This is a genomic window from Carbonatibacter coralli, assembly GCF_039592655.1.
Lineage (GTDB): Bacteria > Pseudomonadota > Alphaproteobacteria > Kiloniellales > Kiloniellaceae > Carbonatibacter > Carbonatibacter coralli.
The window spans coordinates 560,994-586,861 of sequence record NZ_JBBUTJ010000002.1 but is presented as its reverse complement, the minus strand read 5'-3'; the positions used below and the strand labels follow the sequence as shown (position 1 = coordinate 586,861).

Sequence of the window (25,868 nt, the reverse complement as noted above, 5' to 3'; positions counted from 1 at the left end):
CAGAGGCTCGTTACTGTCCCAGCAGGGTTCGGGCAGCTGCGCGGGCTTCTTCTGTGATTTCGGCACCTGCCAGCATCCGGGCCACTTCGTCAAGGCGCTCGGCCTCTGAAAGAGGGGTTACGGAGGTGCGGGTGATCTCGTCACCGCTTTCGCCCCTTGCAGAGGCCTTGGCGACCTGCAGGTGCTGGCTGCCTTTGGCGGCGACCTGCGGGCTGTGTGTGATCACAAGAATCTGGCGTTCCCGGGCGAGGCGAGCCAGACGCTCGCCGACAGCGTGGGCTGTTGCACCACCAATACCGGCATCCACTTCATCGAAAACAAGAGCACCGGAAGGCGTGACGCTGGAGAGAACCACCTTGAAGGCGAGCAGGAAACGCCCCAGTTCGCCACCGGAAGCAATCTTGCCCAGCGGTCCGGGTGCTGAGCCGGGATTGGTTGAAACCATGAAGGCGACCTGGTCCAGTCCGCCGCTGTTCCACTGGTAGGGATCGTCGCTTGTTGTGATCTCGGTGACGAAGGAAGCTTTCTCCAGTTTCAGAGGGGGCAACTCGGCGTTGATCGCGCTGTCCAGTTCCCGCGATGTCGCATGGCGGGCGGCAGAAAGGGCGCGGGCTTTGTCTTCATAGAGTGCTCTTGCAGCCTGGGCCTTTTGATCCAGTTCCTGCAGGGCGTCCGTTCCCGTGTCGATCAGGGCAAGCCGGTTCTGAAGCTGTTCCAGCAGTTCCGGGAGCTGATCGGGATCAATCCGATGTTTGCGGGCCAGATCCTGCAGAAGGAAATAGCGATCCTCGATTTCCTGCAGGGCTTGCGGGTCTGCATCCAGCTCTGAAAAATATCGGCTGATGTGGCTGACGGCTTCCTGGATTTCAAAGGCGGAACGCTCCAGCGATTCCATGGCCGGGTCGAGATCATCTCCCGCCGTGGTCATGGCATCACCAAGATGGCGCTGGGCGGACAGCAGGAGACTCTCGGCAGAGCTGCTGTCCATATCATCGTTCATCGCGCCGTCGCCACCAGTCAGGGCTGCCAGGCAATTGTTCAGGGCCTGCACCATCTTTTCACTGTGCATCATGCGCTGGCGTTGTTGTGCCAGTTTTTCGCTTTCGCCCTCTTCAGGAGCAAGCTTGTCCAGCTCTTCGACAGAATGCCTTAGAAAGTCCTCTTCCTTGCGTGCCTGTTCGAGGGAGGCTTCTGCCTCGTGCCGGGTGCGTTCGCAGTCCTGCCATCTGTTCCAGAGTTCGAGTGTTCGGGCCGCGAGTGTTGCTGTTTGATGGGACTGCTCGCCTGCGGCATCCAGAAGGGCGCGGTGGGTTGTGCTGTCCATCAGGCCGCGCTGATCAAACTGGCCCTGAATCTCGATCAGGCTTTCTGCAACAGAGCGCAGCAGAGAGGCAGAAACCGGCGTGTCATTGATATAGGCCTTGCTGCGTCCATCCTGCGTCAGGGTGCGGCGCAGAATGATCTCCCGATCCTCGCTGTCAACATCGGCCTCTTCCAGCAGGGCGTGAGCCGGATGATCAGCGGGGCATTCAAAGGAAGCGATAACGGTTGCCTTGTCAGTGCCCTTGCGCACCAGCCGGGCTTCTGCCCTGGCACCCATTGCCAGCCCGAGGGCGTCGAGGAGGATTGATTTGCCTGCTCCGGTTTCACCTGTGAGAACACAGAGTCCGTCCTCAAAGGTGAGGGAGAGACGATCAATCAGAACAACGTTGCTGATGGAAAGGGTTTGAAGCAAGAGGCGCTCCACTCAATGGCTGAAAAAGTCGTTAACCACAGGAGGACATGGGGCTGTTACAGAACGGAATCCCAGACTTCGGAAATCCAGCTTCCTTCCTTTTCTTCCGGTTCAAGCTGTTCGCCGGTGAGCAGGGCATAGCTGTCCTGGTACCAGCGGTCTCCCGGATAGTTGAAACCCAGCACGGAAGCGGTTGCCTGTGCTTCTTCTGTCAATCCGAGGGCCATGTAGGCTTCGACCAGACGGTGAAGGGCTTCCGGTACGTGTGTTGTAAACTGATAGCTTGCAATCACCAGACGGAAGCGGTTGATGGCAGCAAGATAATTGCCCGAGTTCAGATAATAACGCCCGATGGTCATGTGCTTGCCTGCAAGGTGATCCTGCGCCAGGTCGATTTTCAGCTGGGCATCCTTGGCATACTTGCTGTCGGGGAATCGTCTGACAACTTCTGTCAGGGCTCGCAGGGCTTCTTCTGTGTTGGCCTGATCGCGCTCAACGTCGGAGATTTGCTCATAGTAGGAAAGCGCCTTCAGATAAAAGGCGTAGTCTGTGTCCCTGTTGCCCGGGTGCAATTCAATGAAGCGATCAAGGGCGATGATGGCTTCGTCATACTGGTTTTCTTCATAGTGGGCGTAGGCGGCCATCAACTGGGCCTTGGTTGCCCAGACGGAATAGGGGTGCTGTCGTTCGACTTCATCAAAGAGTTTGGCGGCTTCCTCGTTGTTGCCGACACGCAACTGGGAGGCTGCCCTGTTGTAGAGAACCTCGACCGGAGTTTCGTCAATAAACTGTGACTCATCGTTGGAGGAGCAGGCGCCTACAGCCAGCAGGGCAATCGCGAGAGTTGAAGCGCGAAAAAGTCTTGAGCGCAGTGAACCGGTCAACGCGTACATCAGTGGATGTCTCCAAAGCAGGGCAAATTCTGGAGGCTACTATACGAACTCTGGATCAAGGCGACAAGACTGTCCGAAAGAATTGATCCGGAAGTGAAAAGCCGGAATGGCAAAAGCCCTGCAGGGCAGGGCTTTCTGGTTGGTAAAACAAGGGATTTCCGGCAATCAGGCGACTTCGAGTTCCTTGACCGGAGCACTTTCGGCTTTCCCGATTTTTGGCGCTTTCAGAAGCTCTGCGGACAGTGTTGTCCATTCCCAGGCTGTTTCATCCGCAAAAAGCTTCCGAAGCAGGCGGAGTGTCTGTGCGTGACCGGACTTGTGCCCGTGATAGTGCCCGACAATCTGGTGGCCTGCGAGATAGAGATCGCCGACAGAATCGAGAACCTTGTGGCGGACAAACTCGTTGCTGTAACGCAGACCGCCCTCGTTCATGACCTCGTCACCGGAAATGACAACGGCATTGTCGAGGGAGCCACCACGGGCAAGACCCATTTTGCGGAGCTGTTCGACCTCGTGCAGGAAGCCGAATGTCCGTGCACGGGAAACTTCGCGTTTGTAGTGATGCGGTGTGACGTGCAGGAAGAGTTCCTGGCGACCAATGGCGCTGCTGTCGAAATCAATCTCGAAGCTGGCGGTATAGGCATCCGGCGCATTGTCGTCGGCAGCACTCAGGGTTGCAAAGCGCGATTCTTCAACATCCCGGATTTCCTTGAGAATGCGGATCGCCTTGCGCGGAGCATCCTGTTGCTGCAGACCGGCGCATTCAATCAGGAACAGGAACGGCGCAGCAGAACCGTCCATCACTGGAACCTCGTCGGAGTTGATTTCGATGCGGCAGTTGTCAACTCCCATGCCGACGAGGGCAGACATCAGGTGTTCGATCGTTGCAATTTTGACATCACCCTGAACGAGAGTTGTGCAGAGCGGAGTTTCAATTGCATTTTCCCAGGTGGCAGGGATGACGGCGCCGCGACCGGCAATGTCTGTGCGGTGGAAAACAATGCCTGTGTCAGGCGCTGCAGGATGAAGCTTGAGAGTAACCTTGTGACCACTGTGGACACCGACACCGGAACAGTTGATGGCATTCTTCAGGGTGTGCTGCATCTGAAGAGAGCTGTTGATGGTCATGGTGCGGTCCTGTGATCGTTACAATTTTATCTTTCGATGATCACAGACTAATTGAGGCTTTGTCAGCAAACAAATCACTGTTTGTTTCAATGTGTTACGACTTGAAATATGGCGTAATACGAAGAGAGAGCCTCTTGGAAAAAATCTTTTAACGCTTTGTTTTAAAATAAAAAAGCCTGCCGGTGAGGCAGGCTTTTTGCAAGGCGAATCTGATTGGCTCAATTGGCCTGTCTGCGCAGGAAGGCTGGAATATCAAGCAGATCCTCTTCTGTGGTGCTTGATGATTCGGTGTCCATGCCGCTCAGCGTTTGCTGCTGAGGCCTGGATGCTGCAGGTTTTTTCTCGCCGGTTGCCGGTGCATCAAAGGTTGGCTCGTTGTGAGTCCTGATTGTTGGCTCTGACGCCTGAGTGGCTGCCTGCAAGGCCCGTGCTGCTCCGCCTGTCAGACGTCCGAACAGTCCAAGGCCCTTTTTCTCTTCAGCGTGACCGCTTGCATTGGTCATGTCGCTTTCAGCAAAGGGGTCAGCCTTTTGAGGGGCTGGCTCTGCAACAACAGTGGCTTCGCGTTTGGGCATGACAGGCTTGGGAGCTTCGAAGCTGTCACGTGTCTCGGTTACCTTGGCTTCAAGCTCGGGTGCAGGCTGGTCCTCAATGTTCAGATCCAGATCGAGGGCTGCTTCTGCAGGAGCTTCTTCCGGTGTCTCTGCTTCTTCGGTTGCCATTGCAGCGGAAGCTGTTTCCTGAAGCTGTTCCGGCTCCTGCTCTGCAGTTGGCTTGGCATCACTGAGAACATCGCTGATCGCCTGTGGTGCAGCAGTGATTTCTGCTGCTTTGGCGACGATGCTGGTTTCAGTGTCCAGGCTGCCTTCTGCAACCTCGCTTGCGGCGGGCTGTTCCTCTGCCCCGGGCTCTTCCCTGACAGGGGTAACGCTTGTTCTGAGAGGGCGTGGCACAGGCTGGATGTTGTTTTCGGAATCAATTCCTGTTGCAACGACAGAAACACGCATTGTGCCTTCCATGCTCTGATCGAAGGTTGAGCCGAAGATGATGTTGGCTTCGGGGTCCACTTCGTCACGAATGCGGTTTGCAGCTTCGTCCACTTCAAAGAGCGTCAGGTCCATGCCGCCTGTGATGTTGATCAGAACGCCACGGGCACCTTTCATGGAGACTTCATCAAGAAGCGGATTGGAGATGGCTGCTTCAGCGGCTTCGAGCGCGCGGTTTTCGCCAGCGGCCTCGCCTGTTCCCATCATCGCCTTGCCCATTTCGGTCATGACGGAACGGATGTCGGCAAAATCAAGGTTGATCAGACCGGGCATCATCATCAGGTCTGTCACACCGCTGACGCCGGAACGCAGAACATCGTCAGCCAGTTTGAAGGCATCGGCGAAGGTTGTTTTCTCGTTCGCAATACGGAAGAGATTCTGGTTCGGAATGATGATCAGTGTGTCAACATGTCGGGAAAGCTCTTCAATGCCGGCATCGGCCAGACGCATGCGATGCACGCCTTCAAAGTGGAAGGGCTTTGTGACAACTCCGACAGTCAGGATACCGGCTTCCCGGGCAGCACGCGCGATCACAGGGGCGGCACCTGTCCCTGTACCACCACCCATGCCAGCGGTGATGAAGACCATGTTGGACCCTTCCAGATACCCCAGAATTTCGTCCAGCGCTTCCTCTGCGGCAGCCTGTCCAACATCGGGGCGTGATCCCGCACCGAGGCCCTGGGTGATCTTGCGACCCAGCTGAATGTTCTTGGAACACTGTGACTGCGCAATGGCCTGTGCATCGGTATTGGCAATCAGGAACTCAACCCCTTCAAGGGAGCCCTGAATCATGTTGTTGACGGCATTGCCGCCCGCGCCACCAACACCGATAACGGTGATTTTTGGCGTCAATTCAGGTTCGATTGAGGGAATGTCAAGGTTCAGTGCCATCTGTGCCTCCAGGTGTTGCGACTCCGACATGTACTCGTTGTCAAGTATTACAAGAATCGGAAGAATCCGTCGAGCAAATTCCTCATAAATCTAGAAATTTTCACGGAACCAGTGACCGATCTTCCCAAAAAGGCTTTGCGGATGAGTCACTTCCGGTGTTTTTTCGATCGGTACATCCGTATCGACCAGTGTTGTATAGGTCAGCAGCCCGGCGCAGGTGGCAAAATTCGGGCCGCCTGTCGCATCTGCCAGGCCGGTCACACGGATCGGTTTTCCGATCCGGACCTGGGTGTTGAGGATGTGTCCGGCCAGATCGGGAAGTCCGGGCAACTGACTGGCTCCGCCTGTCAGAACAACCCTGCGTCCGCCGACCTTGTCAAAACCGCTGGAGACCAGACGGTCGCGCACCAGTTCCAGGGTTTCCTCGATACGGGGCTGAATAATTCCAACAAGCAGGGAGTGCGGAACCTGATGACTTTGTCCGGGTTCTTCTTCGCCAACCTGGGGAACATCGATGAAGTTGCGATCGTCGGCTTCGGCAGCGATGGCGTGTCCATAGAGTGTTTTCATCCGCTCTGCTTCGGCAACAGGTGTGGAGAGGCCGCGGGCGACATCATTGGTGACATGCTGGCCACCGACAGGAATGACATCGCTGTGGACCAGATGGCCCTCGCAGAAGACGGCAATGGAGGTTGTCGTGCCCCCCATGTCAATCAGCGTCACACCGAGTTCCATTTCGTCATCGACGAGTGTGGCAAGGCCAGAAGCATAGCCGGACAGGGCAAAGGCGGAAAGTTCGAGGTGACAGCGGTTGATGCAGGAGATCAGATTGCGGCGTGTGTTCAGGGCAGAGGTGATCAGGTGCATGTTCACACCCAGCCGTTCACCGTGCATGCCACGCGGGTCGCGGATACCCCGATTGCCGTCGAGTGTATAGCCGGTGAAAATGGAATGCAGGATATCCCGGCCGCTTTCGTCCTCGATTGTCGGTCCCTTGATCTGGTTTGCGTGATTGATGGCGTGATGCAGATCCTGATCGGTTACGGCATGACCGGCAACAGCGATCTCCAGATTGAGCCGGTGGGAGCGCGGCTGCCCGCCGGAGACATTGACAATGACGCGTTCAATGGTTTCGCCTGCCATTTGCTCTGCAGAGTGAACGGCATTGACGATTGCATCCTCCAGGGCTTCGATATCGACGATATTGCCGCTTTTCATCCCCTTGCTGGCCTGCTGTCCGATTCCAATGACACGCGGGTCCTGCTTGCCATCAATATGGGCGATAAAGCAGCAGATCTTGCTGCTGCCGACATCGAGAGCAGCAACAGTACCGTTTTTGATGGCGCCGGTTGAACGTTTCATCGGGAGTATGGGGTCCTCAGGCCATGGTATGAAGTTCGAAGAAAATAACGCACGGATGGAAAGGAGAGGGGCCGGTTGAAATCAGGTGGCCTTCTCGTTCTTGGGGCGCCTTTTGCCGGGGCGCACACCGTCTGCTGTACGAACAATCAGGCGATCCGGCAAGCGCAGATCGACGGCGATGACATCGCGTTCCAGTACGGAAGCCTCGCGTTCGATCTCTGCAAAGTAGGCCCAGGCGGCCTGCGGGTTCTCTTCCGGGAGCTTGATATCAACACCGTTGTCCAGTCTCAGGTTCCAGCGGCGGCCACTGACCAGAACAGCAGCGGTGATGCGGTCTTTCAGCTCCGGTTCGCTTTCGATCAGCGCCAGAACCTCATGGGCATGTTGCGGGGCGTCCTGCCCGACAATGACCGGAAGGGAGGAAAACTGCGCAGGCCTTGCGCCTGTGATGACTTCGCCGGACTGGTCAATGACGTTCATGCGGGCGTTGGACTGCCACAGCGCCAGCGGACGGCGTTCTTCCAGCTGAACATAGACAATGTTGGGCAGCCGTCTTTCAACCGTTGCGGACTTGACCCAGGGAAGCTCCTCGATCCGCGCCTTGGCTGTGTGGGGAGAGAACTCCAGAATCGGCGTTCCCCTTTCGACATCCAGCTTTGTCAGGATGGCATCGATCGAGCTGCGGTTCCTGCCTTCAACCAGAACATCTGCAACCTGCAAACCCCTGTCGGCTGTGAAGCTGAAGAGGTCTTCAACGGTTTCATTGTAGACACGGGGCAGTGTTCCATTGTTCCAGTAAATGGCGCCAGCCCCTCCTGCAAAGAGAAGAACGGCTGTTAATCCGCCATATCCCAGTCCGCGCCAGTCCGTTGCATCCCAGTCAATGCCGACTGAGCGAAGGAAAACCCTGGACAGGGGTTCCCTGACCTTTTTGGCCTTGGCTGACTTCTTGCTGCGGGCCTTTGCGGGTGTTTTGACTTTGCTGCGTTTCGGGGCTGTCATGATACCTCCCTGGCTACAAGAGCCTGTTCGATGAGCCAGCGGCAGAGTTTCGGAAACGGCATCCCCTGATATTCGGCCTGTTCGGGAACAAGCGAGAGCGGGGTCATGCCCGGCTGGGTGTTGGTTTCCAGATAATAGAGTTTTCCGTCACCATCCGGCGTGTCGTCATAACGGAAATCGCTGCGGCTGATGTGACGGCAGTCCAGCGTTTTGTGCGCGATTTCTGCAAAGCGCAGGGCCTCGTCAAAAACCTCCTGCGGGATTTGTGCCGGAACCATGTGCTCTGTCAGACCATCACTGTACTTGGCTTCGTAATTGTAGAAGCCTTCCTTGGGAACCAGTTCGGTCACAGTCAGGGCCTTGTCGTTCATGACGGTGACTGTCAGCTCCCGTCCGGGGATGTAGCGTTCTGCCATCAGGGCGAGTTCCGCATTGCTGAAATTGGCTTTTGTCAGAACACGGTTGTCACCATCCTGCAGGATATGAACGCCGACACTGGAGCCTTCACGCATGGGTTTTACGACAAAGGGACGCGGGAGCGGGTCATCACCTCGCGCCAGCTGTTCCAATTCGACAGCCTTGCTTTCGGGAATGCGGACACCGGCCGTTGCGACCATGGCCTTGGCGCGTTCCTTGTCCATGGCCAGAGAGGAGCCGAGCACGCCTGTATGGGTGTAGGTCAGACCCAGCAGGTTCATCAGCCCCTGAATGCAGCCATCTTCGCCGAAGCGGCCATGCAGGGCATTGAAGACCACGGCAGGCTTGCAGGCTGTCAGGTCTGCGATCAGTTTGTTGACGTCTTTGGTGACATCAATATCGTGTACATCAAAGCCTTCGGTCCTCAGGGCTTCCGAACAGGCCTTGCCACTGGTCAGGGACACTTCGCGTTCGGCGGAGATCCCGCCCATCAAAACAGCAACAGTGAGTGTCATTCCGTGTCCTTTCCCGGCGCTTTTGATCCGGATGCCTTTGGCTCTGTCCGGCCAATGCGTTTGATTTCCCAGTGAAGCTCGACCCCGCTTTGATCCAGAACCCGTTTTCGAACGGTTTCCCCGACTTCTTCCAGCTGTGCGGCTGTGGCCTTGTCGCGATTGATCATGAAGTTGCAGTGCTGTTCTGACATCTGTGCATCACCAATGCTGAACCCGCGGCATCCGGCGGCGTCAATCAGCTGCCAGGCCTTGTGCCCTTCCGGGTTCTTGAAGGTGCTGCCGCCTGTACGGGATTTGATCGGCTGGGTTTCGCCCCTGGCTGTCTGGATATCCCTGATGCGGGTCTCGATGGCCTCGGGGTCGCCGGGCTGGCCACGCAGACAGGCCCTCAGGAAGATCCATTCACCGGACAGATCACAGTGGCGATAGCTGTAACCCAGCTCATCGGGAGTAAAGCGTCTGACTTCCCCGTCGCGATTGACGGCTTCTGCCCAGACCAGAACATCCCTGGTTTCGCGACCATAGGCGCCTGCATTCATGCGCAGGGCCCCGCCAATGGTTCCCGGAATGCCACTGAGGAATTCAAGACCGGTCAAACCGGCTTTCAGGGCAGCTTTTGAGGCCTTTACATCCTGAGCTGCTGCACCGGCCAGAATGTAATCACCGTCATGCGACACCCCGGCAAAGGCTGGTCCCAGGCGAATGACAACCCCTTCGAGCCCGCCATCGCGGACCAGAAGGTTTGATCCCACGCCGATTGGCATGACGGGAATATCTGTCGGTGTGTTCCTGAGGAAGTCGACAAGATCGTCCTGATCTGCCGGTGTGAAGAGAACATCACAGGGGCCGCCAACCTTGAACCAGGTCAGGCGGGCCAGAGGAGTATCGGAACGCAATTCGCCGCGAACAGCGGGCAGGCGCGTCAGGAGCGGGTTCCCGCTGTCCTGTCCGGTGGCTGTTCTCTTGTGTGTTTCTGCTGCGTTCATTGTTCTTCTTCGTATCGGTAGGTTTCGGGGTCAGTTGTCCTGATGGAGCTTTTCAAGTTTGGCCGGAAGCTCGTTGGCCCAGGCAGAAATGCTGCCGGCTCCGACACAGACAACCAGATCCCCGGGCTGTGTTGCTTCCAGCACCATGCCGGGCAGGTCTTCCGGGCGATGCAGCGGAACGGCATGACGGTGTCCGCGTGTCAGCAGTCCGGTGACCAGATTGTCACGATCGTATCCTTCAATTGGGTCTTCTCCGGCCTCGTAGACATCTGCAACGATGACATGATCTGCGTCGTTGAAGCAGGAGCAGAAGCCCTCGAAGTGATCCTGCAGTCTGGTGTAGCGGTGGGGCTGGACGACCGAGATCACCTTGTTGTCTTCCTTGATGGCCTGGCGGGCCGCCTGCAGGACCGCAGAGATTTCAACGGGATGGTGCGCATAGTCATCAATGATTGTCACGCCATTGACTTCCCCTGTCTTGGTGAAGCGACGTTTGACACCGCCAAAGCCTGACAGGGCCTTTTTCAGTGTTTCGTCCGACAGTCCAAGATTGATGGCAACAGTCAGGCCGGCCAGGGCGTTCTGGACATTGTGATTGCCCAGCATGGGAAGGTGAAGCCCCTCGATGGTCCGGCTGCTGTCATCCTTGCGATCGGACACGACGATGTCAAAGGTGGTGCCACCCAGATTTGTCGTGAGGTTGATGGCGCGGACATCAGCCTGAGGATTGAAGCCGTAGGTGACGATGCGACGATCCTGAATGCGGCCGATCAGGGACTGCACAACCGGGTGGTCGCTGCAGAGAACCGAGAAGCCGTAGAAGGGAATATTGGTGACAAAGGTCGCAAAGGCGTCGTGCAGCGCTTCCAGCGAGCCATAGAATTCCATGTGCTCCGGATCAATGTTCGTGATGACAGAAATCGTCGCGGGAAGCTTGATGAAGGTGCCGTCACTTTCGTCAGCCTCGACGACCATCCACTCGCCATCACCCAGACGGGCGTTGGTTCCATAGGCGTTGATAATGCCGCCGTTTACAACGGTCGGGTCCATGTTGCCGCCATCCAGAAGGGCTGCGATCATGGAGGTTGTCGTCGTCTTGCCGTGCGTTCCGCCCACGGCGATGCAGGAACGGAAGCGCATCAGCTCTGCAAGCATTTCCGCGCGGCGTACAATCGGGATCAGGCGGCTGCGGGCCTCTGCGATTTCCGGGTTGTCCAGCCTGATCGCGGAAGACACAACAACAACGGCAGCCTCTGCAACGTTTTCAGCCTTGTGGCCGATCATGACATCGATGCCCATTTTGCGCAGTCGGTGAACATTGGCTGATTCCGCAATGTCGCTTCCCTGAACGCGATACCCCAGATTGTGCAGGATTTCGGCAATGCCGCTCATGCCAATGCCGCCAATGCCGACAAAGTGCAGGGTGCCGATATCAAGGGGAATACCGTTCTTCATGCGGCGGTCTCTTCTGTTGTCTGTTGGGGTTGCGTTTGAAATGGGTCTGCTCCGTCTCTGGAAGGTTTGATCTGCCCGCATACGACATCTGCCAGTCGCGCTGCAGCCTTGGGCTGAGCAAGCGACAGGGCGGAGCGGGCTGCCTGTTGCAGGGTTTCCGGATTTTCCAGAAGTGCTTTCAGCTGTCCGCTCAAACCCTCTGCGTTCAGGGAGTCCTGGGGCATCATCCAGCCACCGCCTGCATCGGCAACATCGTTGGCATTGGCCGTCTGATGGTCATCAGTGGCATAGGGATAGGGCACAAGTATGGCCGGGATACCAGCTGCAGCCAGTTCTGTCACGGTCGAAGCGCCGGCGCGGCAGATCATCAGGTGACAGTTTTGCAGCTGGTCCGGCATGTCGTCGAAAAAGGCGCGCAGGTCACAGGAAATTCCGGCATCCTGATAGCGTGCGCTAATAATTTCCTGTTCATCGCCGCGCACCTGCTGGGCAATGTGGATGCGCTTGCGCAGTGTCCCGGGCAGCTTGCCGAGAGCTTCGGGTACAAGGCTGTTGAAGACACTTGCACCCTGACTGCCTCCGGTCACCATCAGGCGAACGGGGCTTTGCTCTCCTGTCTCCGGATAGGGCTGTTGCCCGATGGCTGTGATGTTTGCGCGCACGGGATTGCCTGTCATGATCACGCGTTCAAGGGCCGATGCGGGAATCTTGCTGACCTTGCGGAACGATGTGCAGATTGCTTTCGCGCGATTGGCAAGCAGGAGGTTGGCCCGTCCCAGAACGGCGTTTTGCTCATGCAGATAAAGCGGGATGCGAACCTGCCCGGCTGCCCAGGATGCCGGAACGGCTGCGTACCCGCCAAAGCCGACAACGGCATCGGCCTGAAGGGTCTTCAGGAGTTTGCGAGCCTGCATTGTTCCCTTGAAAATGCGTGTAAGGGAGATGAACTTACGAATTATATTCCCGCCTGCGACACCACTGCCGGGCAGTCGGTAAACTTCGACTTCGCTCAGGCCTTCGCCAAAACCTTCTCCGCGGCTGTCTGTAAAGAGGGAAACGCGATGACCACGTGCCAGCAGTTCGCTTGCCAGTGCGCGCGCCGGGAACATGTGCCCGCCAGTTCCGCCAGCTGTCAGAACGATATGTTTTGAGGGCGTGTCGGTCATAAAGGATCCCCGAACTGGAAGCGTCTGCGTGTCATGGCAAGGACCATTCCCATTCCAAGGGCAAGGGCGAGAAGGGAAGAGCCGCCATAGCTGAGGAAGGGCAGGGTCATGCCTTTTGTTGGAATGATGCTGAGGGCTGAAGCCATGTTGATGGTGGCTTGCAGGGCAAACTGTGCCAGAAGGCCTGCGCAGGCCAGCAGCACAAAGAGGCTGGTTTCGTTCATGAGACGGGCCAGTCCCCGCAGCACGATGAAAGCATAGAGACCGACAATCACGAGGCAGACGATCAGTCCGAGTTCTTCGCCGGCAACGGCAAAGATAAAGTCGGAATGTGAATCGGGCAGCTGTGCCTTGACGGTACCTTCACCGGGGCCCTGTCCCATGAGGCCGCCGTTTTTGAAGGCATCAAGGGAGCGTTCGATCTGGTAGCGATTGCCTGAGTCCTTGTCGAGGAAACCGTCAATCCGCGCTGTCACGTGAGGCAGTGTCAGATAGGCCATGATAAGGCCGACCAGCCCCAGAAGGAAGAGGATGCCGACAAAGATCAGTGGCAGACCGGCAAGGAAAAGCTGAACACAGGCCACTGCGGTAATCAGGATTGTCTGACCCAGATCCGGTTGCATCAGCAAAAGGCTTGCGACGACCAGATAGATCCCCAGCGCAATGCGCTGTCCCGGAAAGGCTGCATCGCTTTTGCCTGTGGCAAACATCCAGGCCATCGTCACTGCGAAGAAGGGTTTGAGGAATTCGGAGGCCTGAAGGGAAAAGCCGAAGACATTGATCCAGCGAGTGGCACCCTTGGTTTCATCGCCGAAAGCAAGGGTGAGCAGAAGCATGACAAGACTGCCTGCCAGTCCGAGAACAGCCATGCGGCGCACAGTCCGGATGTCCATCAGCGAGATACCGATCATCAGCGCAACAGCGGCTGGAAGAAAGATGAAATGACGCTGGGCAAAGTGAAAGCTGTTGCTCAGGCCCGGAATACGGGCAACAGAAGCAGGGGAGGCTGCAAGCATCAAAAGGGCGCCCAGTCCCATAAGGGCCAGCAATCCTGCGAGCGTCCAGCGATCCACGGTCCACCACCAGCGGCCCAGAACAGAGGTGTCTGTGCGTGTAAAGCTGTTGCGGGTTGGCGTTGTGGAGCTCATGCCTTGTCCCCCTTTGTCTTTTCTTTCAGGCTTTCGCGAACAAGAGCCTTGAAGTGATCACCCCGTGCCTCAAAGGATTTGAACTGGTCAAAGGATGCGCAGGCCGGTGAAAGAAGCACTGTGGCGCATTCACCTGTCTGTTGATGCAGTTCCCCGGCCGCGGCAAGGGCTGCGGGAACGGCCTGTTCGAGTGTCCGGCTCATGACGGTGGCGGGCAGTGAATCTGAAAGTTCACGGTTCATCTGTTCGGCGCCCTCGCCAATCAGGAAGGCTTTTCTGACGGAATGCAGCAGAGGTTTGAGTGCTGTAAAGCCGCCTTCCTTTGCCAGCCCTCCGGCAATCCAGATGATGTTGCTGAAGCTTCCGAGTGCCCGGGCTGTGGCTTCAACGTTGGTTGCCTTTGAGTCGTTGATAATACGCAAGACCGGTGTCCGGAGGCAGAGCTCCTGTCTGTGGACAAGGCCACCAAAGCTTTGCAGGCCCTGTTCAATTGTCTGGATGTCGAGTCCCAGAAAACGGCAGATTCCATAGGCTGCAAGGGCGTTCTGATGGTTGTGCTGTCCAACCAGGGTCGGAAGTTCGCCCAGATCGAGAACGGCGTCGCGGTGGGCAAAGCGGTCATCGCAGAGCTGTCCTTCAACGGCAAAGAGTCCTTCGGCAACCCTTGTTGTGACAGACAGGGGAATGACCTGCTGGTTTTTCCGGCTGTTCAGAACATCGAAGATCTGGCGGGAGTGTTCGTCATCCAGCCCGACAAAGGCAGCGTCATTTGTCGTCTGATTGTTGAAGATGCGCGCCTTTGCCTTTGCGTAGCCTTCCATATCCCCGTGACGGTCGAGGTGATCCGGGCTCATGTTCAGGAGCAGGGCTGCGTTGAAGCGGAACTGGTGACAGAGATCAAGCTGGTAGGACGAGAGTTCAAGGACGTAAACGCCATCTCCTGAAAGATCAGGCAGCTCAAAAACGGCCGTCCCCAGATTGCCGCCACAGACGACATTCATGCCTGCTTCACTCAGAAGGTGCGCAATCAGAACTGTCGTTGTGGACTTGCCATTTGTTCCTGTGATGCCGACAAAACGCGGTGCATCAGAGCCTTTGAGCGCGTGAGCCCGGTAAAGGATCTCCAGATCGCTGATCACTTCAATACCGGCTGCCTGTGCCTGCATGACAACAGGGTGAGGCTGCGGATGGGTCAGGGGAATGCCGGGCGCCAGAACAACAGCCTGCAGACTTTTGAACTCAACGCTTTCAGGCGCAACAACCGCAAAGCCTTTTGCAGCCGCCGCCTGACGGCTCTTTTCCTGATCGTCCCAGACCATGACGGTTGCCTCGGCTGCCTGAAGGGCTGTTGCAGAGGCAAGCCCTGAACGCCCCAGTCCAACCACATAGAAACAGGCGGACCCGTCCGGGGTCCGGCTTTTCAGGTGATTGATATAGGGGCGCAGGTCAGTCATGGCTTATCGCAGTTTCAGAGTGGAGAGGCCGATCAGGGCAAGGATCATGGCAATGATCCAGAAACGGATGACAACGGTCGGTTCGGCCCAGCCCTTCTTTTCGAAGTGGTGATGGATCGGGGCCATGCGGAAAACACGTTTGCCTGTGGTTTTGAAGGACACAACCTGAACAATGACAGAGACCGTTTCCAGCACAAAGAGGCCACCGATAATTGGCAGGACCAGTTCGTGCTTTGTGATGATGGAAATGGTGCCCAGTGCGCCGCCGAGGGACAGGGAGCCGGTGTCCCCCATGAAAACCATTGCCGGTGGCGCATTGAACCACAAAAAGCCCATGCAGGAGCCGACCAGTGCACCGCAGAAGACAGCCAGTTCTCCTGTGCCGGGAACGTAGGAAATCTGAAGGTATTCTGCAAAGATACTGTTGCCGACCAGATAGGCAATCAGGCCAAAGCAGGCCCCGGCAATCATGACCGGTACTGTCGCCAGGCCATCGAGACCGTCTGTCAGATTGACTGCATTGGAGGAACCAACCATGACAAAGACGGCAAAGGGAACGTAGAAGAAACCCAGATTGACCAGCAGGTCCTTGATAAAGGGAATGGTCAGGTGACTGTTCATGGTTTCCGGTGCCGTCATGGAAATGCCCAGTGCAGCCAGAACGGAAATGGTGATTTGTCCCAGCAGCTTCAGCTTTCCGGGCAGACCTTTGGTGTTGCGCTTGGTGAGTTTGAGATAGTCATCACCAAATCCGATCAGTCCGAAGCCGATGGTCACGAGCAGCATGATCCAGACATAGCTGTTGGACAGATCGGACCACAGCAGCGTCGAAATACTCAGGGCCAGCAGGATCAGGCTGCCTCCCATTGTTGGTGTGCCCTGCTTGACGAAATGTGACTCGGGGCCGTCGTCACGGATGGGCTGGCCTGCACCCTGTCTGGATTTCAGCCAGCGGATCAGTTTTGGCCCCAGAAGAAAGGAAATCAGCAGCGCTGTCAGGACAGCTCCGCCACTGCGAAATGTAATGTAGCGAAAGACGTTAAAAGCAGTAAATTCATCGGCCAGTGGCAGAAGAAGGTCATAAAGCATCAGGCTTCACCTTTTCCGGTGAGTTTGTTGGTTTTATCCATGGTTTTAAGGGCTTCAACAACAACGGCCATGCGGCTGCCAAGTGATCCCTTGACGGCGATAATGTCACCGTCCTGAAGATCGGGCAGCAGGCGCGATGTCAGCTCTGTGGAGCTGGCTTCATGCACGACGACCAGGTCGTTTGAAAGGGATTTTTTTAGGGCCTGCATCTGGCTTCCGCAAGCATAGACAGCGTCGATGGAATTTTCCATAACGGGTTCAGACAGTTCGCCGTGGAAACGTTCCGAATCCCTGCCCAGCTCCAGCATGTCGCCCAGCACGGCAATGCGTCGTCCAGTGCCGGCGGGCTTTTGCTCCCCCAGCATTTTCAGCATTGCGCGAACAGAGGCAGGATTGGCATTGTAGCTTTCGTCAATCAGATGAACTGTCCCCTTTCCCTGTGGCAGGGCAAGAGTGCTGCGTTCGCCGCGCCCGGACAGGCCGGGCAGTGTTGCAAGGGAAGCCATGGCGCGTTCGATATCAGCTCCGAGTGCATCGACAGCCGCCAGCACGGCTGCGGCGTTCATGATCCAGTGTTCACCGGGACTGGCGAGTGTGAAGGCGACTTCCATACCCCGGAGGTTGGCTTCAATGACGGAGCGGTCTGCCTGACAATCTGCCCTGAGGACGCGATAGGTCGCATCCGGATGGTAGCCGAAGGTACGAATGTCGGTGACACCACTGGTTCTGGCTGCTGCAGCCATCTGTTCAAACAGCTCGTGATCGCGGTTCAGGATGGCAATGCCGTCTGCAGACATACTCTCGAAGATTTCGCTTTTGGCGGCGGCAATCTCTTCCAGTGAATTGAAAAACTCCATATGAGCGGGCGCAATCGTCGTGATGATCGCAACATCCGGCTGGACGAGTTTTGTCAGTTCCCGGATTTCACCGGCAGCACTCATGCCCATTTCATTGATGGCAAAGGCTGAATCGGGATGCATGCGGCAAAGACTGAGCGGTACGCCCCAGTGGTTGTTGAAGCTGGCTGCTGATGCAGAGGTTACAGCCTGTTCGCCGAGACAATGGGCAAGAGCTTCCTTGACGCTGGTTTTTCCGGCTGATCCTGTAACTCCCACAAACTTTGCCGGGGAGGAGGAACGCGCGGCTGCTCCCATGCGGTTGAGTGCTGCAAGGGTGTCATCGACCTTGAGAAGGGGGGCGTTGTCAGGCAGGTTCTCGATCGCGTGGTGGACAACGGCAACAGAGGCACCCTTGTCGAAGGCATCGCGGACAAAGTCGTGACCGTCAAAGGTCGGGCCCTGCAAGGCGAAGAAGAGGTCGCCCGGTTCAATGGTGCGGGTGTTCAGTGACAGGCCGGTGGCTTCCCAGTTGGCTGTATTGATGCCACCAGTGGCCTGCGCAGCCTGTTCTGCAGTCCAGAGAACGGTTTTTCCGGTCGCATTCATCGGGTTTCTTCTCTTTCTTCTCTGGCCTTCAGGGCCTTGCGTGCTTCGTCGCGGTCATCGAAAGGCAGCTTCCGGGTGCCAACGATCTGTCCGCTTTCATGTCCCTTGCCGGCAATGACGAGGCAATCGCCAGCTTCAAGCTCGTTTACGGCCTGTGTGATTGCCAGGCTTCGACCGTCAATGACCTGACAGTCGGCTTTTGTGTCTCGGGGCAGGCCGGCGACCATCTGTTCGCGGATAGTTGCCGGATTTTCAGTTCTCGGGTTGTCATCGGTGATGTAGACGCGTTCTGCCAGATCTGCTGAAACCCTTGCCATTATGGGGCGCTTGCCCGGATCCCTGTCTCCTCCGCAGCCGACAACCACGGCAAGCCTGTTGCTGCAGTGCGGGCGCAGGGCTTTGAGGACTGTTTCCAGTGCATCGGGTGTGTGTGCAAAATCAACATAGACAGAGGCCTTGTCCTTTGTCTGCCCAACGCCTTCCATCCTTCCGGGGACACCCTCCAGTCTTTCCAGAAGCGGCAGGATTTTTTCAAGAGGATTGCCTGTTGCCAGAAGCAGGCCAAGGGCAATCAGAAGGTTCTCGGCCTGAAAGGCTCCTGCAAGAGGGAGATGCAGATCGTGACTGGTTCCGTTCCAGGCCAGGGTGATGTCCTGTCCTGTTGCTGTCGGCTTGCGGGACAGAAGGCGGAGATCGGCTTCGCCGCCTTGTCCTGTTCCCAGCACTTTCCGCCCTGTTTTTTGACACAGTTCCGCGAGTTTGCGGCCTTCCGGACTGTCGAGGTTCAGGACGGCTGTTTTCCCTTCCGGCAGAAGGGGAACGAAAAGACGGGACTTGGCTGCGAAGTAGTCATTCATGTCCTCGTGATAGTCCAGATGATCGCGCCCCAGGTTTGTGAAACCTGCCGCTGACAATCTCAGGCCGTCGAGGCGGTACTGGTCCAGCCCGTGACTGGAAGCTTCAATGGCAAGGTGATCGAAACCTTTCTCGCAGAGTCCCTGCAAGGTGCGGTGCAGGCCGATGGTGTCCGGCGTTGTCAGTTCCGCGATATCACCCAGAACAGGCGGAATCAGACCAAGTGTTCCGAGACTGGCCGCCTTCAGACCCATTCCCGACCAGAGCTGCTGAAGGAAGTTGGCGACGGAGGTCTTGCCATTGGTGCCGGTAATGGCGATCAGGGTTTCGGGCTGTCTGTCATAAAAAGCAGCGGCCATGGCAGAGAGAACGGCTCTGGGATTGCTGTGCAGCAGAACAGGAACGGTGTCCGGCAGCAGGCTTGTATCGCTGTCCGATGTTGTCAGGATTGCTGCAGCGCCTTTTTCCAGAGCCATCGGGATAAAATCGCGTCCGTCAACTCCCTGGGCATGCATGGAGCCTTTCGCGGCTGTCGGCAGAGCTGCAAAAAGGCAGCCTTCTGTTGAGCGGCGGCTGTCCAGAACCAGTCCGGTGAGGGTGCAGTCTCTTGTTTCTGTACCATTTTCAAGCGGTACAGGGCGTAAGGCTTCCGGCAAACTGTTGAGAAGCTTACTGATAAGCAATCGGACGTCCTTCCATTCTGGCCTTGGCCTTTTTCAGCAGTGTCTCACTGCCTTCGTCAGCGACTTCAGTTTCAAATTCCGGCGCAATGCCCAGCAGTGGAGCCATGCGTTCCACAACATTTTTCACAACAGGGGCGGCGACCCAGCCTCCCGTAGCGAAGCCGTATGTTTCCTTGATGCCTTTGGGTTCGTCGACCATGACATAGACAACGTAGCGCGGGCTGGACATCGGAAAGGCGCCGACAAAGGAGGAAACGCGCGAGTTCTTGGCATAGCGCCCGCCCTTGAGCTTGTCGGCTGTGCCGGTTTTTCCGCCAACCAGATAACCTTTGGCATCTGCGTTGCGACCGCTTCCGTGCAGAACGACAAGGCGCATCATGTCGCGCATGCGTTTCGATGTGGCTTCACTGATCACACGGCGGCCCGGTACCGGTTCGACTGCCGTGCGTTTCAGGAAGGTGGCAGGCTTGATGATGCCACCATTCACCACGGAAGAGATCGCAGTGGAAAGTTGCAGGGGACTTACGGCAAGACCGTGACCATAAGAGATCGTCATTGTGTTGATTTCACGCCAGGGCGAGGGCACCAGCGGTGTGCCGACTTCCCGCAGCTCCGTTGCCGCAGGTTGAAGCAGGCCAAAATTGGTGAGGTATTTGCGCTGGGTTGTCGTGCCCAGTTCCATGGCCATCTGCACGGTACCGATATTTGATGAATAGATCAGGATCTCCGGTACGGACAGCCACTGTTTCTTTGGCTTGTAGTCATTGATCGTGAAGCGGGCCACGCGGATCGGCTTGCTGACATCGTAGCCGTCGACAGGGGAAACCACGCCTTCATCAAGCGCCATTGCGGCTGTCAGAACCTTGAAGGTGGAACCCATCTCGTAGATGCCGAGTGTTGCACGGTTAAAGCGGGCGTCTTCACTGGCGTTGCCGGGATCATTCAGATCAAAGGAAGGCAGGGACGAACTGGCGAGAACTTCCCCTGTTTCAATGTCCATGACAATGCCGGTTGCGCCAATTGCGCTGAAACGGTCCATGGCGGTCTGGATTTCCTCTGTCAGGATGTGCTGAATGCGCATGTCCAGAGAAAGGGAAAGGGGATCCTTGCTTTCGGACAGAGTCGTGTTGAATGCCTGTTCCATTCCCGCAAGACCGCGGTTGTCAACACCTGCAAAGCCAATGATATGTGCTGCAGATTCTCCCAGGGGATAGAAACGGCGCTCTTCGGTTTTGAAATTCAGGCCGGGGATGCCCAGGGCGTTGATTGTGTACTGCTGACGCGGAGTGAGATTGCGTTTGATCCAGACGAAACCACGGTCTTCTGAGAAGCGTTCCAGCAGTTTGCTGCGGCTGAGGGACGGAAGAACCTCCGACACCATGCGGGCTGCTTCAGAGGGGTTCGGGATCTTGCGCGGCTCGGCGTAGAGTGATGCAGTGGGCAGGCTTGTTGCCAGCACAATACCGTTGCGATCAACAATATCAGCCCGCGGGAGTGTTTCGGGCACTTCACTTTCGAAGCTCGATTTCGCTGTCTGATAGGCAGAAGACTGGAAAACTGTCAGATCAACCAGCTTGGCTGCGATGGCGAGAAAGACAACAATCATCAGGCCACCCATGACGAGCATGCGGTTGCGGCCTGTCTCCAGTGCCACGCGCGTCTGGCTGTCCAGCGAGATAACGGGTTCGAAATCCTTGCCACCACTGATTTTTGTAATGCGTCCGGGTTTCGGGCGAAGGGAGAAGCGTGTCATCAATTCTCCCCTGCAGATGTAATCTGACGCAGCCGGAAGGGAGCGGGTTCTCCGTTCTCGAGGTTCTCGTTGATGGAACTGACGGGGCTGAAGCGTTCGGCGCCCAGTGGCTCAAGACGCAGATATTTTTCCGAGAGCTGCTGGAGGCGATCCGGTCTGTTCAGGTAACTCCATTCGGCTTCCAGAACGCGAATGGCCTCTTCATCCTTTTCAATGCCGGTGTTCAGGGTGGCCAGTTGACGTTCCAGTTCCTGAACCTCCTGCTTGACCTGAAAAAGGAAAAGAGCACAGGCCGTTCCGGCAACAATCCAGATTGTCAGCACGATGTTTTTCATGAAGCTGCTCCCGGATTGTCTGTCCTGCCAGGGGATGGGGCATCGGTGCGCTCTGCAGCACGCAGCTTTGCGGAGCGCGAGCGCGGGTTTTCACTGCATTCTTCCTCGCTGGCTTCCAGAGCCTTGCGGGAAAGCTGTCTGAATGTCGGAGCCGGACCTTCAGGAGTTTGAGCAGGGCCGTGACGCGAACCCTGCGGGATATCGCCCGAGCGTTCGCGCATGAAGTTCTTGACGATGCGGTCTTCGAGTGAGTGGAAGGAGACGACAACCAGTCGCCCGGACGGTTTGAGAAGCCTTTCGGCTGCGGCCAGTCCGCGCTCCAGTTCTCCCAGCTCGTCGTTGACATGAATGCGAAGGGCCTGGAAGGTACGGGTTGCCGGATCGATTGTTTTCTTGCCCTTGCGGTGAGCGGGCATGCGCACGATGGAGCGCACCAGATCGGCCAGCTCTGTTGTGCGGGAGAAAGGCCGTTCTGCGCGCTTTTCGACAATGGCGCGGGCAATATGGCGGGATTTTTTCTCTTCGCCATAGGTGTAGATAATATCGGCCAGCTCTTTTTCCCCGACTGTGTTCACGACGTCTGCAGCAGAGGCGCGTCCTTCAGCCGACGGGCCTTCCATGCGCATGTCGAGAGGACCGTCTTCCTGGAATGAGAAACCGCGCTCGGCCTGATCGAGCTGCATGGAGGACACACCGATGTCCAGAACGATGCCATCCAGTGTGTCGTTGACCTCACCGGAGCTGGAATGGGCCAGCAGTTGATCCATGTCGCCAAAACATCCGTGCAGCATTCTGATCCTGCCGTTCTGCACTTCCGGATAGCCGGAAGCCCGCTCGTGTGCTGTGGGATCGCGATCCACACCAAACACTGTGCACTCTGCCGTGGCAACAATGGCGCGGCTGTATCCGCCTGCGCCAAAGGTTCCGTCCAGATAAAGACCGCCGTTCTTCGGCGCCAGTGCCAGAAGGATTTCCCTGAGCATGACAGAGTAGTGGCCATGCTGTTGCGGGTCTGCGGTGGCAATGCGTTGCAGCAGGTCGTCAGGAAGATTTTCGCCGTTCTGTTTCACAAACGGGGTTTTGGGGAGCTGTCTGAGCAGATCGTTCATGACTGTTGCTCCTCCGGCCCGCTTGTGCGCCCCTTGCGAAGGGGGAGGGTGAGTTTTTTGGCTCTGGCGCGCTCCCTTGCTTCCTTCTTTTTCTCGGCCAGACGATCAGGGTGCCAGATCTGGAAAAGATCGCCCATGCCTACAAAGGCCACGCGGTCTGTCAGACCGGCATGCTCAAGAAGATCGGGAGGAAGGACAATTCGCCCGTCCTGATCAATCTGGAGGGGGTGGCTTTCGGCCAGAATGCTGGTTGCGAGATCGTCCTGTTCTTCAGAGAAAAGATCAAGGGAGCCGCTCAGGCTCTGGTGGAGCTCGCGCAGGAATTCCTGGCTGCAGGCCTCAAGGGCATCTGCGCGGTATGACGGGAAGATGACGACGCCTTTGAAGGCACTTTCGGCAAGCATGGCGCGGAAGGGCGCAGGTACAGATACCCGGCCTTTCTTGTCCAGCTTGTTCTCGTATGTGCCGATGAAAAAGGTCACCGATTTCTCCCACCCCTGCGTTTCGTGAACAAGAGACGGGGGGAGGTCTCTGTCTTTTGAAACGCTTGCAGCACAAGGCTGCAGAAAAAGTACCTGTTAAAAGTCTTTGGTCTTTATTCCCGCTTTCCTCTGTTCTGTTCCAAATGCCGGAGTGCAGTGATCAATTGCGAGGCGAAATGGATCAAAATGGATTCAAATGGGATAATCTGGGATAACATGGAATTTATCTGGGTGTCAATGGAATCAGATATCTTGACGTGCTGATTTTTCCAGTGTTTCCGCGGGGTTGCGTGGGGGCTGGGTGAAAAAATTTTTAATCAAATTTTAACCATGGCTCTGCGGTTCGGGCTGTGTGCTGCGCGGAAGAAGCAATGGGATTTGGAACCGGATCGATGGGAGAGGGCGAGGTGTTTAGGCAAAAAGAAACCCCCTGAGCCAAAAGGCGCAGGGGGCAAGTTGAACAGGGAGGCTTCACGTCTGGGAGACGTGGGGTCCGAAGACCCGCCGGGCAGACCCGGCTTCCAAAATCCGGAGCAAAGCTCAACAAATTTTGGCTGGGACATTGCTGAACAACGTCCGCTGAAATTGAATTTAGTCTTTTTGGCGAGAATGTCGAATATTAATCTTACAACGCACCCATGCAGCTGCTGCATGGCTTGTAATCTTTTGATAACAATAGGAAAATACAGTTTTCGGAAGGGGGTAGTGCAGTTTTTTCAAGGCAGGAAAAGTAAGCCCTCTTGACAAAATGAGGTGTCAGGACACCTCAGAAGAAGGCTCCGCCATACGTTTTTTGTGGCAGACAGGTGATCAGAATTTGCTTTCGGCAACCTTGCGGAGAAGGAAATCCCGGAAAACGGAGATGCGGTTTGAAGAGCGCATTTCTTCAGCGTAGACGAAATAGGCGTCAAACTGGGGGCCTTCCAGATCAGGGAGCACCTGGACCAGACCGGCTGTCTCTCCCTGATGCATGAAGTCCGGAAGGGCGCCAAGACCTGCGTTTCCTTCCAGTGCCTTCATCATTCCGTAGAGATTGTTGATTTTCAGTGCAGGTTTGCGCGGGTTCTTGCTGTCGCGTCCTTCGTGCAGAATCCAGTCCAGATCAGGCAGGGGCGGTTTCGTCGCGCTGCCATAGGCCAGGAGACGGTGATCGTCCAGATCTTCTGCGCTTTGCGGTGTGCCGTACTTTTTCAGATACTGCGGGCTGCCATAGACGTGAATCTGTGCGGTCAGCAGGTGGCGCTGAATCAGCTCTGCCTGACGGGGCGGTTGCAGGCGCACAGCCACATCGGCTTCGCGCATGCCGAGATCCAGCTCCTTGTCCGACAGAATCAGTTCAACTTCGATTTCCGGATAAAGATCCATGAATTCAGACAGGCGCGGCGCCAGCCAGATTGTGCCAAAGGCAACGGTGGTCGTAATCTTCAGCGGGCCTTTGGGGCGATCCTTGCTCTCTGCTAGCTGGGCTTCGACCATGGACAGCTTGCCAAAGACATCGTGTGCCGTCCTGTAAAGAAGCTCGCCCTGCTCTGTCAGAATCAGGCCCCGTGCATGGCGGTGAAAGAGTGGAACCTTCAGGCTGTCTTCCAGAGCGGAGATCTGACGGCTTACAGCGGACTGGCTGAGGTTCAACTGCTCTCCGGCATGCGTAAAGCTGCCCGCTTCAGCAACAGAGTGAAAGATGCGCAGTTTGTCCCAGTCCATTGTTTTTAGCCTTTTTAATACTGGTCTGAATTCGTCACGAGATTTGACAGGCAAATCCCAAAATTGCGTTAATGGTATCAGGCTTTTCATGGATTTTCTCCAAAAAAACCTGATGAGACCATTTGCCCGCTTTCAAATGTGAAGCAGGGTAACAAAAAAGGGCGTTGCCGCCCTTTCTGTTTTATATCGGGCCTTTAGGCAGCGTGATCGTCTTCGGAGAGCAGGCGTTCTGCTTCAAGGGCAGCCATGCATCCCATGCCTGCCGCTGTGACGGCCTGACGGTAAACCTTGTCCACACAATCGCCGGCTGCAAAGATGCCCCTGACGTTTGTTCTGGTCGAGTTTGGCGCGGCCAGAATGTAGTTTTCGTCATCCATGTCCAGCTTGTCCTTGAAGATCTTTGTCGCCGGATCGTGACCAATGGCAACGAACATGCCGCTGACGTCGACAGTTGTGTCCTCGCCGCCCCGGGTGTCCTTCAGGCGAAGGCCTGTCACGCCATCCTGATCCGTGCCGAGAACCTCCTCGACTGTCTTGTTCCAGAGGACTTCGATCTTTTCGTGCTTGAAGAGACGCTCCTGAAGGATTTTCTCGGCGCGAAGCTGGTCGCGGCGGTGAACGAGAGTCACCTTGTCACAGATGTTTGCCAGATAGAGTGCTTCTTCCACAGCTGTATTGCCGCCACCAATAACGGCAACTTCACGCCCGCGATAGAAAAAACCGTCACAGGTTGCGCAGGCAGAAACGCCCTTGCCGTTGAAAGTCGTCTCCCCTTCAAGGCCAAGCCAGCGGGCCTGCGCGCCTGTGCAGACAATCACGGTGTCGGCAATGTAGGTGTCGCCGCTGTCACCCTGGCAAACGAAAGGACGCTTGCTGACATCAATGTCTGTGATGATGTCAAAACGGTTTTCCGTGCCGACCTTTTCAGCCTGCTGGCGCATCTGCTCCATCAGTTCCGGTCCCATGATCATGTCGGCAAAGCCGGGGTAGTTTTCAACCTCGGTTGTGATCGTCAGCTGACCACCCGGTTGAAGACCCTGAACCAGCAGCGGTTTCAGGCTGGCGCGTGCGGCATAGATGGCAGCTGTATAGCCGGCAGGGCCGGAGCCGATGATCAGAACTTTGGTGCGGTGTGTTTCAGCCATGAATGTGCCCTTTTGGGAATCGGAACTTTTGGGAAAAATCTGAAGCAGCAGTTCAGGATTGGGCACTGAA

The 25,868-nt window shown here is 56.5% G+C and carries 21 protein-coding genes; all 21 read right to left on the bottom strand.

Annotated features, from left to right (window positions below):
• Window positions 1-10: 10 nt before the first annotated feature.
• The gene (gene recN / locus AAAH10_RS08160) at window positions 11-1,735 is read right to left on the bottom strand and encodes a DNA repair protein RecN (RefSeq protein WP_343562382.1); all 1,725 of its coding nucleotides are present in this window, start codon (window positions 1,733-1,735) and stop codon (window positions 11-13) included.
• 56 nt (window positions 1,736-1,791) lie between these two features.
• The gene (locus AAAH10_RS08155) at window positions 1,792-2,628 is read right to left on the bottom strand and encodes an outer membrane protein assembly factor BamD (RefSeq protein ID WP_343562380.1); all 837 of its coding nucleotides are present in this window, start codon (window positions 2,626-2,628) and stop codon (window positions 1,792-1,794) included.
• A gap of 165 nt (window positions 2,629-2,793) precedes the next feature.
• Window positions 2,794-3,756: a UDP-3-O-acyl-N-acetylglucosamine deacetylase gene (lpxC, locus tag AAAH10_RS08150; RefSeq protein ID WP_343562378.1), complete on the bottom strand. Its 963-nt coding sequence runs from the start codon at window positions 3,754-3,756 to the stop codon at window positions 2,794-2,796.
• Between the two features lie 218 nt (window positions 3,757-3,974).
• Complete coding sequence (gene ftsZ / locus AAAH10_RS08145; protein ID WP_343562376.1) at window positions 3,975-5,693, bottom strand: cell division protein FtsZ; 1,719 nt, start codon at window positions 5,691-5,693, stop codon at window positions 3,975-3,977.
• Between the two features lie 90 nt (window positions 5,694-5,783).
• Window positions 5,784-7,055, bottom strand: coding sequence for a cell division protein FtsA (ftsA, locus tag AAAH10_RS08140; protein WP_343562374.1), 1,272 nt, complete (start codon window positions 7,053-7,055; stop codon window positions 5,784-5,786).
• A gap of 81 nt (window positions 7,056-7,136) precedes the next feature.
• On the bottom strand, window positions 7,137-8,057 hold the full coding sequence (locus AAAH10_RS08135) for a cell division protein FtsQ/DivIB (protein ID WP_343562372.1): 921 nt from the start codon (window positions 8,055-8,057) through the stop codon (window positions 7,137-7,139).
• Entirely contained in the window at window positions 8,054-8,989 is a 936-nt protein-coding gene (locus AAAH10_RS08130) for a D-alanine--D-alanine ligase (RefSeq protein ID WP_343562370.1), read from the bottom strand. The genes AAAH10_RS08135 and AAAH10_RS08130 overlap by 4 nt, the downstream gene beginning before the upstream one ends.
• Window positions 8,986-9,975, bottom strand: coding sequence for a UDP-N-acetylmuramate dehydrogenase (gene murB / locus AAAH10_RS08125; protein WP_343562368.1), 990 nt, complete (start codon window positions 9,973-9,975; stop codon window positions 8,986-8,988). The genes AAAH10_RS08130 and murB overlap by 4 nt, the downstream gene beginning before the upstream one ends.
• Window positions 9,976-10,005: 30 nt before the next feature.
• Window positions 10,006-11,430 (bottom strand): UDP-N-acetylmuramate--L-alanine ligase, encoded by a 1,425-nt coding sequence (gene murC / locus AAAH10_RS08120; RefSeq protein ID WP_343562366.1) that lies wholly within the window; start codon window positions 11,428-11,430, stop codon window positions 10,006-10,008.
• The gene (murG, locus tag AAAH10_RS08115; protein WP_343562364.1) at window positions 11,427-12,596 is read right to left on the bottom strand and encodes an undecaprenyldiphospho-muramoylpentapeptide beta-N-acetylglucosaminyltransferase; all 1,170 of its coding nucleotides are present in this window, start codon (window positions 12,594-12,596) and stop codon (window positions 11,427-11,429) included. Before murG ends, murC begins: the two co-directional genes overlap by 4 nt.
• Window positions 12,593-13,744, bottom strand: a complete 1,152-nt coding sequence (locus AAAH10_RS08110; protein ID WP_343562362.1) for an FtsW/RodA/SpoVE family cell cycle protein — start codon at window positions 13,742-13,744, stop codon at window positions 12,593-12,595. Before AAAH10_RS08110 ends, murG begins: the two co-directional genes overlap by 4 nt.
• Window positions 13,741-15,198, bottom strand: a complete 1,458-nt coding sequence (gene murD / locus AAAH10_RS08105; RefSeq protein ID WP_343562361.1) for a UDP-N-acetylmuramoyl-L-alanine--D-glutamate ligase — start codon at window positions 15,196-15,198, stop codon at window positions 13,741-13,743. Before murD ends, AAAH10_RS08110 begins: the two co-directional genes overlap by 4 nt.
• Before the next feature lie 3 nt (window positions 15,199-15,201).
• Window positions 15,202-16,287, bottom strand: a complete 1,086-nt coding sequence (gene mraY, locus AAAH10_RS08100) for a phospho-N-acetylmuramoyl-pentapeptide-transferase (protein WP_343562359.1) — start codon at window positions 16,285-16,287, stop codon at window positions 15,202-15,204.
• Entirely contained in the window at window positions 16,287-17,732 is a 1,446-nt protein-coding gene (locus AAAH10_RS08095; RefSeq protein WP_343562357.1) for a UDP-N-acetylmuramoyl-tripeptide--D-alanyl-D-alanine ligase, read from the bottom strand. Before AAAH10_RS08095 ends, mraY begins: the two co-directional genes overlap by 1 nt.
• Window positions 17,729-19,270, bottom strand: a complete 1,542-nt coding sequence (locus AAAH10_RS08090; RefSeq protein ID WP_343562355.1) for a UDP-N-acetylmuramoyl-L-alanyl-D-glutamate--2,6-diaminopimelate ligase — start codon at window positions 19,268-19,270, stop codon at window positions 17,729-17,731. The genes AAAH10_RS08095 and AAAH10_RS08090 overlap by 4 nt, the downstream gene beginning before the upstream one ends.
• Window positions 19,257-21,023, bottom strand: a complete 1,767-nt coding sequence (locus AAAH10_RS08085) for a peptidoglycan D,D-transpeptidase FtsI family protein (RefSeq protein WP_343562353.1) — start codon at window positions 21,021-21,023, stop codon at window positions 19,257-19,259. Before AAAH10_RS08085 ends, AAAH10_RS08090 begins: the two co-directional genes overlap by 14 nt.
• Window positions 21,023-21,358 (bottom strand): cell division protein FtsL, encoded by a 336-nt coding sequence (gene ftsL / locus AAAH10_RS08080; RefSeq protein ID WP_343562351.1) that lies wholly within the window; start codon window positions 21,356-21,358, stop codon window positions 21,023-21,025. The genes AAAH10_RS08085 and ftsL overlap by 1 nt, the downstream gene beginning before the upstream one ends.
• Window positions 21,355-22,467: a 16S rRNA (cytosine(1402)-N(4))-methyltransferase RsmH gene (gene rsmH / locus AAAH10_RS08075; RefSeq protein ID WP_343562349.1), complete on the bottom strand. Its 1,113-nt coding sequence runs from the start codon at window positions 22,465-22,467 to the stop codon at window positions 21,355-21,357. The genes ftsL and rsmH overlap by 4 nt, the downstream gene beginning before the upstream one ends.
• Window positions 22,464-22,949, bottom strand: a complete 486-nt coding sequence (gene mraZ, locus AAAH10_RS08070; protein ID WP_343562347.1) for a division/cell wall cluster transcriptional repressor MraZ — start codon at window positions 22,947-22,949, stop codon at window positions 22,464-22,466. The genes rsmH and mraZ overlap by 4 nt, the downstream gene beginning before the upstream one ends.
• Before the next feature lie 810 nt (window positions 22,950-23,759).
• The gene (locus AAAH10_RS08065) at window positions 23,760-24,653 is read right to left on the bottom strand and encodes a LysR family transcriptional regulator (RefSeq protein ID WP_343562345.1); all 894 of its coding nucleotides are present in this window, start codon (window positions 24,651-24,653) and stop codon (window positions 23,760-23,762) included.
• A gap of 194 nt (window positions 24,654-24,847) precedes the next feature.
• The gene (gene trxB / locus AAAH10_RS08060) at window positions 24,848-25,798 is read right to left on the bottom strand and encodes a thioredoxin-disulfide reductase (RefSeq protein ID WP_343562343.1); all 951 of its coding nucleotides are present in this window, start codon (window positions 25,796-25,798) and stop codon (window positions 24,848-24,850) included.
• Window positions 25,799-25,868: the final 70 nt, after the last annotated feature.